This is a genomic window from Curvibacter sp. Hmag1.1, from assembly GCF_059769165.1.
The window spans coordinates 495295-507668 of the sequence record NZ_JBMBGX010000002.1 but is presented as its reverse complement, the minus strand read 5'-3'; the positions used below and the strand labels follow the sequence as shown (position 1 = coordinate 507668).

Below are 12374 nucleotides of genomic sequence, written 5' to 3'. Positions count from 1 at the left end.
GAACCGTGTGACGCTTCAGATCAGTTCCTGCGCATGTCTTTGGTGAACGGGAATTCTTTGCTGCCCGGCACATGGATGGTGGCGGGTGGCACCACCAGCATGCCCGGGGTGTGGCCCAAGGGACTGAATCGCGAGAGGCGGCGGCTTTCGGCCTCGTAGCTGTTCACCGGGAAGGTGTCGTAATTGCGGCCGCCGGGGTGGGCCACAAAGTACTGGCAACCGCCCAGCGAGCGCTTCATCCAGGTATCCACAATGTCAAAGGTCAGCGGGGCATGTACACCGATGGTGGGGTGCAGGCTGCTGGGCGGGTTCCAGGCCTTGTAGCGCACGGCGGCTACGAATTCACCCACGGTGCCGGTGCTGGTCATGGGCAGGGCTTCGCCATTGCAGGTAACCACGTAGCGGCTCTCATTCAGCCCGGTGACTCGCACTTCCAGGCGCTCCAGGCTGGAGTCCACATAGCGGGCGGTGCCGCCGGCGGAGCTTTCTTCGCCCATCACATGCCAAGGCTCCAAGGCGTTGCGCAGGGTCATCTCCACGCCCATGCTCTTGACCGAGCCCACCATCGGGAAGCGGAACTCGTAGTGCGGGGCGAACCAGCTGGTGTCGAACGCGTAGCCGGCCATGTTCATGTCAGCGATCACGTCATCAAAGTCCATTTTGATGAAGGTAGGCAGCATGTAGCGGTCGTGCAGTTCGGTGCCCCAGCGGGTTACAGGTGCCTTGTACGGCGACTTCCAGAAGCGTGCCACCAGCGCGCGCAGCAAGAGCTGCTGCACGCTGCTCATGTGCGGGTGGGGCGGCATCTCGAAGGCACGCAGCTCCAGCAGGCCCAAACGACCCGTGGACGAGTCCGGCGAGTACATCTTGTCGATGGAGAACTCGCTGCGGTGGGTGTTGCCTGTCACGTCAATCAGGATGTTGCGCAGCGTGCGGTCCACCAACCAGGGCGGCATGCTCTGGCCGTAGAGTTCGCGGTTTTTGTAGATCTGCTCGATGGCGATTTCCAGCTCATAAAGCTGGTCGTTGCGGGCTTCGTCCACGCGCGGGGCCTGGCTGGTCGGGCCCACAAACATGCCGCTGAACAGGTAGCTCAAGGACGGGTGGTTGTGCCAGTACAGCAGCAGGCTGGCCAGCAGCTCGGGTTTGCGCAGGAACGGGCTGTCGGCCGGGGTGGCGCCGCCCATCACAAAGTGGTTGCCACCACCGGTGCCGGTGTGGCGGCCATCGGTCATGAACTTCTCGGCACTCAGGCGCGACTCGAACGCTGCGTTGTACAAAAACTCGGTGTTGTAGACCAGCTCGCGCCAGTTGGTGACCGGGTGCACGTTCACCTCGATCACGCCCGGATCGGGGGTGACTTGCAGGAGCTTGAGGCGTGGATCGCGGGGAGGCGGGTAGCCTTCCAGCACCACTTGCATTTTGAGCTCGGTGGCTGTCGCCTCGATGGCAGCCAGCAGGTCCAGGTAGTCTTCCAGTCGCTCCAAGGGGGGCATGAAGATGTACATGACACCCGATTTGGAGCCCACAGCCTCGGCTTTGGGGCCACTGGCGCGGCGCGGGTCGCGTACTTCCACGCACAGGGCGGTGCGGGTGATCCAGTGGGCGGACTCAAAGCGGTTCGGAGCCTGTGCGTACATCGCCGGCTCAGGCTGCATGGCGCTTTGGGCGTTGGTGGCAATGCTGGTGTCGCCGGTACCCTTGGCAGTTTGCATCTTGCGACCGGCTTCCGGCACGGCGAGGTTGCCGGCCAGGTAGGGCACGCCGTTGGCGGCTACTGACCCTGCACTTGCGACCCCGGTGGCGCCTGCATGGGCGGTCGTCGCGACTGTGGTCGCGTTGGGCGCATAGCGCTGTGCAAAGGCTGCGTGTGGAGGCAGTGCGCCGCGGTCTACGGTCGGGTCCCGTTCCACCAGGTACGGGTAATCGCCCTGGCTCACCCAAGGCAGGGAATCCAGCGGCAGTCGCAGGCCCATGGGCGAGTCGCCTGGCATGAGGTACATGCGTTCATCGCGGAAGAACCAGGGGCCGGTGGTCCAGCTCGGGCCGGTCAGGCGCGGGCCGTCGCCCACCTTGAGCGGCAGCACATAGCCCACCACCGAGTCCAGCTTCTGCTCGAAGACGCGGCGCAGGCGGGCGCGCTCCATTTCGTCATCGAGCTTGCTGTTGAAGGGGTCCACATTGACCGGCAGGCGGCGCTCGCGCCACAGGTAGTACCAGGTGTCTTCATAGCCGGCCTGCACGTACTTGTCGGTCAGGCCCAGCTTGCCCGCCAGGGTGCGGATGAAGTAACCCGCGTCTTCTGCGGTGTAGTGGGTGGGCTTGCGCTCATCGGTGAACAGGGCGGGGTTGTTCCACACCTTTTGTTTGTCGGCACGCCAGTAGATGTTGAGCGCCCAGCGCGGCAGTTGCTCGCCGGGATACCACTTGCCCTGGCCGAAGTGCAGAAAGCCGCCCTGGCCGTATTCGTCGCGCAGTTTGTGCACCAGCTCGGTGGCGAAGCCGCGCTTGGTAGGGCCCAAGGCGTCGGTGTTCCACTCGGGCGCGTCGCGGTCGTTCACCGCCACAAAGGTGGGCTCGCCACCCATGGTCAGGCGCACATCGCCGGCCACGAGTTCGGCGTCTACCGCGTCGCCCAGGGTCATGACTTCGGCCCACTGCTCGGGCGTGTAAGGCTTGGTGACGCGGGGGGACTCGTACATGCGGGTGACTTGCATGTGGTGGGCAAATTCCACCTCGCACTTGTCCACGCCGCCTTCGATCGGGGCTGCGCCGCTGGGCTGCGGGGTGCAGGCCAGCGGGATGTGGCCCTCGCCGGCCAGCAAGCCGCTGGTCGCGTCCAGCCCGATCCAGCCTGCGCCAGGCAGATAGACCTCGCACCAGGCGTGCAGATCGGTGAAGTCGACTTCGGTTCCGCTGGGGCCGTCCAGGGATTTGACGTCCGGTGCCAGCTGAATCAGGTAGCCAGAGACAAAGCGCGCTGCCAGCCCGCAATGCCGAAGCAGTTGCACCAGCAGCCACCCGGAGTCGCGACACGAGCCGCTGGCCAGCGTCAGGGTTTCTTCCGGCGTTTGCACACCGGGCTCCATGCGGATGGTGTAGCTGACGGCGTTGTGCACCAGCTGGTTGATGTAGACCAGAAAGTCGATGGTGCGGCGTTCTTTGAGGTCAATGGCAGCGAGGAACTTTTTGAATTCCGGTGTCAACGGCTCGGCCACCAAATAAGGAGCGAGCTCCTGGCCCAGCAGCTTGTCGTACTTGAACGGGAAGTTCTCGGCCGTGGGTTCCAGGAAGAAGTCAAAGGGGTTGTACACCGCCATTTCGACCACCAGGTCGACCGTGACTTTGAACTCCTTGGTTTTTTCGGGGAACACCAGGCGGGCCTGGTAATTGGCAAACGGATCCTGCTGCCAATTGATGAAGTGGGTGCTGGGCTCGACCTTGAGCGAGTAGGAAATGATTTTGCTGCGGCAGTGCGGGGCAGGACGCAGGCGGATGACTTGGGGACCGAGGTTGACCAAACGGTCGTACGAATAATGGGTAACGTGGTTCAGCGCTGCGTGAATGGACATGGGCCGGTCTCGGTAGATCTCACAGGGGACGCCGTGCAGCGGTTGCCGCACGGCCCCCATACTAACAATCGGGTTTGACAGGCTTTCCAAGCAAGGTCCGCGCCATGGGTCTTGTGTGTGCTTCACACCACAATGTGGCTGGCGTTAGCATGAAGGCATGTATGCAGCGGCACCCCGACTGGCTGGAGGGTCCCGCACCGGCCTGGCGCTCGGTGTGGGCTTGTTGGCCGGCATCGCTTTGCAGCTGCAGCAGGCCGCATTGGCAGCATGGTGGGTTTACGCAGCATTTATGCTGCTGGCGCCCGTTCTCTATGCGCGGGTAGCTACCAAAAGAGTAGCAAGTGCACGGGTGCAATGGTTGGTGTTGATCGCCGGGCTTGCGTTTGCCTGGGGCCTCACCGGTTTGCGGGCGGTGGTGTTTGTGAGCCAGGCCCTGAACCCGGCGCTTGAAGGGCGCGAAGTGTGGGTGACCGGGGTGGTGGCCGACATGCCGCAGGCCACCGAGGCGGGGGTGCGCTTCCGCTTCGCCCCTGAAGAAGCCACTTTGGATGGTCAGCCCGTGCGCCTTCCGGCCTTGCTGGATCTGGGCTGGTACACCAGTGCCTACAACGCGCAAGCCCAGCTTCCTGAGCTGCAGCGCCCGCCGGCGGACGTGCGGGCCGGCCAGCGCTGGCGCCTGCAACTGCGCCTGAAAGCGCCACACGGCAGCGCCAACCCCCATGGGTTTGACTACGAGCTGTACCTGTGGGAGCAGGGCGTGCAGGCCACCGGCTATGTGCGCGCCACTGCCAGCGCGCCGGTGCCGCAGTTGCTGGGGCAGACCTGGCAGGCGCCGGTCGCACTGGCCCGCCAATGGACGCGGGAGCGCATCCTCACCCATGTGGCGGATGCCCGCTCGGCCGGCTTGCTGGCCGCGCTGGTGGTGGGCGACCAGCGGGCCATAGACCGCAATGACTGGGATGTGTTCCGGGCTACCGGGGTGTCGCACCTGGTCAGTATTTCGGGCATGCACATCACCATGTTTGCGTGGGCGGCTACCCTGCTGGCAGGCCGTTGGTGGCGGCGCTCCGCGTGGCTGTGCAACCGGCTGCCGGCAGCGAATGCCGGCTGGCTGCTGGGGGTGACCTTGGCTTGCGCCTACGCGCTGTTTTCGGGCTGGGGTGTGCCGGCGCAGCGCACGTGTCTGATGCTGGCCATGGTGGTTTTCCTGCGTGTATTGGGCGTGCGCTGGCCGTGGCCGTGGGTTGCGCTGTGGACGGCGGTGGTGGTGCTGATGTGGGACCCGTGGGCGATGTTGCAGGCCGGTTTCTGGTTGAGTTTTGTGGCGGTAGGCATCTTGTTCGTCAGCTCTGTTGCTACGAATTCAGGAGCTGCTCGCGCAGATCCCACGGGCGCCAGAGGTCAAAATGGCCAAGAATCCGGAATGGCAGCCCCGCAGAGGGCGTGGGCCCGATTCCTGCACTTCGTTTGCGGAATGTGGCGCGAGCAGTGGGTGATCACCCTCGCGCTGGCGCCTCTGGTCTTGCTGTGGTTCGGGCAGGTGTCCTTGGTAGGGCTGGTGGCGAATGCATTTGCCATTCCCTGGGTGACGTTGGTGATCACACCTTTGTCGCTGGCCGGCGTGTTGTGGCCGGAGGTGTGGACAGCCGCCACCGGCGCGGTAGCGCTGCTGTATGCGGCGCTCGATGGATTGGCCGCCTTGCCGTGGGCCACGCTCAATCTGCCCCTGCCGCCCCTCGCATTGGGTATCTGGGCGGTGGCGGGCGGCGTGCTGCTGGTGTTGCCCCTGCCTTGGGCGGTACGTGCCATGGGGGTGATGCCGGTGCTGGCCTGCCTGCTCTGGCGGCCGCCGCTGCCGGCGGAGGGCGAGTTTTCGCTGTTGGCGGCGGATATCGGGCAGGGCAACGCGGTCTTGGTGCAAACCGCCAGGCATGCCTTGCTGTTCGATGCCGGCCCGCGCTACAGCCTGGAGAGTGATGCGGGTAACCGCGTGCTGCTGCCCTTGCTCAAGGCGCTGGATGTGCAGCTGGATACCGTGGTGCTCAGCCACCGCGATACCGACCATGTGGGTGGCGCTGCCGCCGTGCTGATGATGCAGCCGCAAGCTGCCCTGCTGAGCTCCATCGACCCGCAGCATGCCTTGCAGCAACTGCGCCAGTCCAGCCGTTGTGAAGCGGGCCAACGCTGGGTGTGGGATGGGGTGGACTTCGAGGTGCTGCAGCCGCCGGCCGGTGCGTATGAACAGCAACCGGCACTCAAGGCCAATGCCCTGTCCTGCGTGCTGCGCATCAGCAACGGCAGGCAGACGGCCTTGCTCACCGGAGACATTGAGGCACCCCAGGAGCTCCAGATGTTGGGCGACCCATACACGGCTTCCAAGCTGCGAGCCGATGTGCTGTTGGTGCCACACCACGGCAGCAAAACATCAAGCACGCCCGAGTTCCTGCAGGCGGTGCAGCCACGCCATGCGCTGGTGCAGGCGGGCTATCGCAACCGCTACGGCCACCCGGCCGCGCCGGTGCTGGACCGCTATGTGGCTTTGGGCACTCATTTGGTGTTATCGCCCCGTTGTGGTGCGGCGCGCTGGCGCTCTGCAGAGCCCCAAAATGTGGCGTGTATGCGGGAAGACGAGCGGCATTATTGGGCTCATGATGTGCCATAGTGGTGCATCGGCGCTGTGGCCCGAAGTTTGCATAAGAGGTAATCAGAGAGGTCTTTTACATGCAGAAATTCGACGAGATGTACACCCAGCTCCCTTATGAATTTTTCAGCAAGGGCAGCCAGATAAGAGACCACTACAAGATTTACGACGAATGGCTCGCTCGCCAGCCCGGCGACATGATGGCCAAACGCCGTGAAGAAGCGGAGATGATCTTCCGCCGTGTGGGCATTACCTTCGCCGTCTACGGCGAAAAAGACGAGGACGGCTCCGGCACCGAGCGCCTGATCCCGTTTGACCTCATTCCCCGCATCATTCCGGCCCACGAGTGGTCCAGCATGGAAAAAGGCTTGGTGCAGCGTGTCAATGCGCTTAACCGCTTCATCCACGACATCTACCACGACCAGGAAATTCTGAAGGCAGGCGTCGTGCCGCGTGACCAGATTGAGGGTAACGCCCAGTTCCGCCCCGAGATGGTGGGTGTGGATGTGCCGCACCAGATTTACTCTCACATTTCCGGCATCGACATCGTGCGTGCGCCGGACGCCAAGGGCAACGGCGAGTACTACGTGCTCGAAGACAACCTGCGCGTACCCAGCGGCGTGAGCTATATGCTGGAAGACCGCAAGATGATGATGCGGTTGTTCCCCGACCTGTTCAGCGCGCACCGCGTGGCGCCTGTGGCCCATTACCCCGACTTGCTGCTGGAGACCCTTCGACAGAGCAGCCCGGCCACCACCGCTGAACCCACCGTGGTGGTGCTCACCCCCGGCATGTACAACAGCGCCTACTTTGAGCACGCCTTCCTGGCCCAGCAGATGGGTGTGGAGCTGGTCGAGGGGCAGGACCTCTTTGTCAAAGACAACTTTGTCTACATGCGCACGACCCGCGGCCCACGCCGTGTGGATGTGATCTACCGCCGTGTGGATGACGACTTCCTGGACCCCACTGTGTTCCGCCCCAGCTCTACGCTGGGTTGCGCCGGCCTCATCAATGCCTACCGCGCTGGCAATGTGACCATCTGCAACGCGGTGGGTACCGGCATTGCGGACGACAAGTCCATTTACCCCTACGTTCCCAAGATGATCGAGTTTTACCTCGGTGAGAAACCCATCCTGAACAACGTGCCCACCTACATGTGCCGCAACAAGGATGATCTTGCTTACACCTTGGCCAACCTGAAAGACCTGGTGGTGAAAGAAGTGCACGGTGCCGGTGGCTACGGCATGTTGGTGGGGCCTGCTGCCACCAAGGCCGAGATTGAAGACTTCCGCAAGGCCGTGCTGGCTAACCCCGCAGGCTATATCGCCCAGCCCACACTCAGTCTGTCGAGCTGCCCCACATTTGTGGAGAGCGGCATCGCACCGCGCCACATCGATTTGCGCCCCTATGTGCTTTCGGGCAAGACCGTGCAAATGGTGCCCGGTGGCCTGACCCGCGTAGCGCTGAAAGAAGGCTCGCTGGTCGTCAACAGCAGCCAGGGTGGCGGCACCAAAGACACCTGGATTCTGGAAGAAGACGTGCCTGCAGCCACTGCAGCCGCTACACAGACGCAAACACAGTCAGCCTAAGGACGAGGAAACCTTTCTATGTTGTCACGCACCGCTGACCACCTTTTCTGGATGTCCCGCTATACCGAGCGGGCCGAAAACACTGCGCGCATGCTGGATGTGAACTACCAGACATCGCTGCTGCCCCAATCACAAGCCGTGGCCCAGATGGGTTGGCAAGGCTTGCTGTCCATCAGTGAATTGCTCTACTCCTACAAAGAGCGGCATGGCGAAATTCAGGCCCGCGAAGTGATGGACTTCATGGTCAAGGACGAGAGCAATCCGTCTTCCATCATGTCTTGCCTGAGCGCTGCGCGCGAGAACGCCCGTGCGGTGCGCGGAGCGCTGACCACCGAGGTGTGGGAAACGCAAAACACCACCTGGCTCGAAGTCAAACGCATGATCAAGAGCGGAGACTTTGAAAAAGACCCTTCGCAGTTTTTTGAGTGGGTGAAGTTCCGCTCCCACCTCTCTCGCGGCGTCACGGTGGGCACCATGCTGATGGACGAGTCCCTGCATTTCATGCGATTGGGCACCTTCCTGGAGCGGGCCGACAACACCGCGCGTTTGGTCGATGTGAAGTTCCATGCCGTGCAAAGTGATTTTTTCGGTGCTGCCAGCGAGAAGGACCAAGAGTACGACTTCTACCACTGGAGCGCCATCTTGCGCAGCGTGTCGGCGTTTGAGATCTACCGCAAGGTGTACCGCGATGTCATCAAGCCTGAGCGCGTGGCGGAGTTGCTGATTCTCAAATCCGATATGCCCCGCTCCTTGCACGCCAGCCTGAATGAAGTGGTGGGTAACCTTGCCCTCGTGGCCAGCAACCCGGCGAGCGAAACCTTGCGTCGAGCCGGCAAGCTGCGCTCTGAGTTGCAATACGGCCGCATCGACGAAATTCTGGCGACCGGCCTGCATGCTTACCTGACCCAGTTCCTGGACCGGGTCAATGACCTCGGCGCGCATATCAGCCGCGAGTTTCTGGTTCCAGTGACCTGAAGCAATAGGACAAACCCATAGAAAAAACGGCCCGCGAGGGCCGTTTTTTATGGGGTGTCCTGAGCATAATGTTCAGACCAAGGAGCACCTATGCGCGTAGCCGATATTGACCGCGAAATTGAGACAGCGCGGGCCGAAGGGCCCCTGAAGGACATCGTCATCCAGCCCTGCCCGGCGCTGCTGTCCGACTTGCGGGTCGAGGTGAACCGTGAGGACCCGGAGCCCGCCACGATTGCCCGCATTGCTTCGCGCGATGTGGCGATGGCGGCAGCGCTCATCAAAGTGGCCAATAGCCCCATTTATGCCCGGTCCCGCCCGGCCGCCACTGTGGCCGAAGCAGTGGCGCTTTTAGGGATTTCGCAGACGGTGTCCATCCTGACGGGCTTTCTGTTGCGCGAGACCATACGGGTCAAGTCGCCCTTGCTCGAACACTTTTGGGAAACGTCGACCCGGCGGGCCTATGCCATGGGCTACATCGCGAGGCAGATGTACGGTGTGAATGCTGACATCGCCCACACCTGCGGATTGTTTTGCAATGTGGGTATCCCGGTGATGCTGCAAGGCATCAAGGGCTACGAGGCCACGCTGGCCCATGCCCTGGCACAGACGGAGAAAACCGGAACCGAGGTGGAGAACGAAGCGCACCGTACAGACCACGCGGTGGTGGGGGCCATCGTCGCCAAGACTTGGCGCCTCTCTCCCGATGTGGCACACGCCGTGAGACTGCACCACGACTTCACGGTACTCAAAGACGACAACATTCCATCCACGGTCCGCACCCTCGTTGCGATGGCCTTGCTCGCGGAACATCTGGTAGCCCTGCATGAAGGGTCCCGGGAAAACCGCGAGTGGGAGCTGCACGGGGCGGAGTGTCTGGCCTTCCTGCACGTCAGCGACGAAGAAATCGAGCACTGGTCGGATGCTCTGCATGAGCAGTTCACCGGCCCTGCCGGTTTCTGAAATCCCGGGACTCTGCCTGTGAGCTCAGGGCAGGGGGGCGACGCGGGCTTCCAGCTCCAAAGCGCGTACCTTGTCGGCCGCAGCGTCGGCCTCAGCCAAAGTATCAAACGGACCCACCTGGACGCGGGTGCGGTTGCCTTTGGGGAAGCGGATCTCTTTGCTCACCACCGGCAGCTCCGCATCCATAAGTTTGACCAGCGCATTGCGTGCGTTGTTGGCATCGCCAAACAGCCCCACATTCACCACGAAGCGACCCGCAGCCGGCGTTTCTGCAGGCGCGATCACAGCAGGGCGTGGTGTGGCTGGTGCCACTGGAGCTGACTGTCCCAGGGATGCCGCCACTTCGCGCGCGGCGGACTCCGCAGCGGCAGAGCGCAAAGCCACCGGTGCCGGCCCGGGTGGTTTGGGGGCAGCTTTTTCACCAGAGGACTTGGCTGGCGTCGGGGCCGGGGCAGATGCTGCGGCGGTTGGAGCAGGGCGTAATGGATTCACGGCACTCGCGGAGGCCGCAGGCTTGTTCGCGACAGCAGGCGCAGCTGCGGATACCGGGGCTTTTGCGGCTGTTGCAGAGGCTGCGGCAGCGGGCAATCTGGCCGGGGTCGATGCGGCGGGGGCGGGCGCACTGGCTGCAGTCTGCCCGGGCTTGGCTGCGGGTGAAGAAGCTGCTACGGTGGGCGGCTTCGCGGCAATGGCAGCGGCGCTAGTCCCAGGGGCTGCAGGAGTTGCGGTTGAGCTGGCCGGCGCCGCTGCCGATGACGCCACCGAAGGTGCCGAAGCAGGGGTCTTGGCGCTGTCCGCCGCCGTGGCGTCTACCGCCCGGCCACTCGCCACATTGCGCCCTTCAGGCGCTGCACTTACCGCCACGGGCGTGCCCGCCGGCAGAGGCTCAAAGCCGGAAAACATGGCATACGACTGGGCAGCGATGGCGGCTACTGCCACGTTGCACGCGGCAATGATGATCAAACCTTTGCGGGTACTGGCCTGTTTGCTGAGTTGGGCGCAGGCCTCCGGCACGGTCTGATTTTTGGTAAGGGCGTTTTGCACCCGTTGGCGGGTGGCCAGGTAGTAAAGCGCGTTGCCACCCAAGCCGGGCACTGCAAAGGCCAAGCCCACCAAAGCTGCCAGCAGGCCCCACTGGGTGCCTTCCGAAAACTGGAACACCAGCTTGCCGATGCCGAACAACAACAGGGCCAATGCCACGATGCTGCCGCTGTACACCAGGGCTGCATGCCAGAGCTGGCGGAACATCAGCCAGTTCAGGGTATTGAGCGCAGCAGCCCAGTTCCAACTCAGCCCCGGTCGGTCTGCCGCCTCGAACCGCGTAAAGCGGGGCAAGTAATAGCCGTTGCTGATGTCACCGATGGCCGCACGGTAGAGCGCGGTGGTGGAGTGCTCGTCCGTGTTGTCCAGTGCGGTGGTGGGGGCGGTGGCCATGGCTTATTTTGGCATGCCTGTCTGGGCTTGTACCGCTTGGGCCACGGCCTGTCCGAGATCAATGACCGCCATGGCGTAGTAGCTGCTCCAGTTGTAGCGGGTAATGACGTAAAAGTTCTCGGTGCCTGCCACATAGGTCGGGGGCTCGGCCCCGTTTTGCAGCTCGATCAGGGCCAGCAAGCCGGGGTGCGCCTGGCCTGCGGCATCCAGCACCACACCTTTGTCCTGCATGGTGGGGGGGGGCTGAAGGTCGGCACGATGTCCGGGGCCATCAAGGCCGCCTGGTCCAGGCGTGCCATGTCGAACTGCACCGGGTAGTGGGTGGGCATGCCCCGTTGCCACTTGAATGCCTGGAAGTAATTGGCCACTGAGCCGATTACATCGGCCTGGCTGTGGAACAGGTCTACCCGGCTGTCCGCGTCAAAGTCGATACCGTACTTGGCCCAACTCGAGGGCATGAACTGTGGCCAGCCCATGGCGCCGGCGTAGCTGCCGCGCAGGGCCATGGGGTCGGTGCCAGTGCGTTGGGTGAGGCTGAGGTAGGCCTCGAGTTCGGTCAAAAAGTAGGCAGCCCGTGCAGCCTTGCGCGGGTGCGCGTCCGGAAAATCAAAACTCAGGGTGGTCAATGCGTCAATGACGCGGTAGTTGCCGAGTTGCTGGCCGTAAATGGTCTCGACACCGATGATGCCGACGATGATGCTGGCCGGTACACCGGTCTGGGCTTCGGCGCGGGCCAGCGTTTCCTGGTTGGCGAGCCAGAATTTGACCCCTGCCCTGATGCGGATGGGCTCCACAAAACGGCTGCGGTAAAGGGCCCAGTTTTTCGGGGTGCCTACCGCCGGTGGCGTGATCGCCCGCACCACGGAAGGAACCATACGGGCGTTGGACAAGGTGGCGCGGACCCAGGCGGGGTCCAAGTTGCGGCGCTGGGCGATGTCGTCTGCCATGCGCATGACGTCTTCCCGGTCGCCATAGGGTGTCCCTTCGGTAGATGCCGCTGAGGCCTTGGTTGCGGCTTTGGATTTAGCGTGTTTTTTGCCGGTAGCGCCTATGGAATGTGCGCAAGCTGCTATCAAAACGAGAGTAAACAGGGTTTTTTTCAGGGACACAACAGAGTCTTGCAAAGGGTGGGTGCCGGTTATCAGGCACGTGCGGGCACATGGCTGGCAGTGTAGCCAGTCACAAGATGCGTCGAGTCTTTCA

6 protein-coding genes and 1 pseudogene are annotated in these 12374 nt (G+C 63.0%); 4 read left to right on the top strand and 3 right to left on the bottom strand.

Going from position 1 to position 12374, the window contains the following annotated elements:
- Positions 1 to 20 precede the first annotated feature (20 nt).
- Complete coding sequence (locus ACOAP0_RS02800; protein ID WP_498375682.1) at positions 21 to 3572, bottom strand: transglutaminase family protein; 3552 nt, start codon at positions 3570 to 3572, stop codon at positions 21 to 23.
- Positions 3573 to 3729: 157 nt separating this feature from the next.
- On the opposite strand from ACOAP0_RS02800, the gene ACOAP0_RS02795 reads away from it, so the two are divergent.
- The 4 genes from ACOAP0_RS02795 to ACOAP0_RS02780 all read left to right on the top strand — a co-directional run bounded on the left by ACOAP0_RS02795 (position 3730) and on the right by ACOAP0_RS02780 (position 9737).
- Positions 3730 to 6234, top strand: coding sequence for a DNA internalization-related competence protein ComEC/Rec2 (locus ACOAP0_RS02795; RefSeq protein ID WP_498375683.1), 2505 nt, complete (start codon positions 3730 to 3732; stop codon positions 6232 to 6234).
- Positions 6235 to 6293: 59 nt separating this feature from the next.
- Positions 6294 to 7802 carry a circularly permuted type 2 ATP-grasp protein gene (locus ACOAP0_RS02790; protein ID WP_498391307.1) on the top strand — a complete coding sequence of 503 codons (1509 nt, stop codon included), beginning with the start codon at positions 6294 to 6296 and terminating at the stop codon, positions 7800 to 7802.
- Positions 7803 to 7820: 18 nt separating this feature from the next.
- Positions 7821 to 8777, top strand: coding sequence for an alpha-E domain-containing protein (locus tag ACOAP0_RS02785; RefSeq protein WP_087494393.1), 957 nt, complete (start codon positions 7821 to 7823; stop codon positions 8775 to 8777).
- A gap of 90 nt (positions 8778 to 8867) precedes the next feature.
- Complete coding sequence (locus ACOAP0_RS02780; RefSeq protein WP_087494392.1) at positions 8868 to 9737, top strand: HDOD domain-containing protein; 870 nt, start codon at positions 8868 to 8870, stop codon at positions 9735 to 9737.
- A 24-nt stretch (positions 9738 to 9761) separates the two neighbouring features.
- Here the strand turns inward: ACOAP0_RS02780 and ACOAP0_RS02775 are convergent, their stop codons facing one another.
- Complete coding sequence (locus tag ACOAP0_RS02775) at positions 9762 to 11171, bottom strand: SPOR domain-containing protein (protein WP_498375685.1); 1410 nt, start codon at positions 11169 to 11171, stop codon at positions 9762 to 9764.
- Between the two features lie 3 nt (positions 11172 to 11174).
- Positions 11175 to 12124 (bottom strand): annotated as a pseudogene (mltB, locus tag ACOAP0_RS02770) (lytic murein transglycosylase B).
- Positions 12125 to 12374: the final 250 nt, after the last annotated feature.

What these genes read in the sequence shown, in the direction of transcription:
- ACOAP0_RS02800 (WP_498375682.1), bottom strand. Translation starts at nt 3,572, where the DNA reads ATGTCCATTCACGCAGCGCTGAACCACGTTACCCATTATTCGTACGAC.
- ACOAP0_RS02795 (WP_498375683.1), top strand. Translation starts at nt 3,730, where the DNA reads ATGTATGCAGCGGCACCCCGACTGGCTGGAGGGTCCCGCACCGGCCTG.
- ACOAP0_RS02790 (WP_498391307.1), top strand. Translation starts at nt 6,294, where the DNA reads ATGCAGAAATTCGACGAGATGTACACCCAGCTCCCTTATGAATTTTTC.
- ACOAP0_RS02785 (WP_087494393.1), top strand. Translation starts at nt 7,821, where the DNA reads ATGTTGTCACGCACCGCTGACCACCTTTTCTGGATGTCCCGCTATACC.
- ACOAP0_RS02780 (WP_087494392.1), top strand. Translation starts at nt 8,868, where the DNA reads ATGCGCGTAGCCGATATTGACCGCGAAATTGAGACAGCGCGGGCCGAA.
- ACOAP0_RS02775 (WP_498375685.1), bottom strand. Translation starts at nt 11,171, where the DNA reads ATGGCCACCGCCCCCACCACCGCACTGGACAACACGGACGAGCACTCC.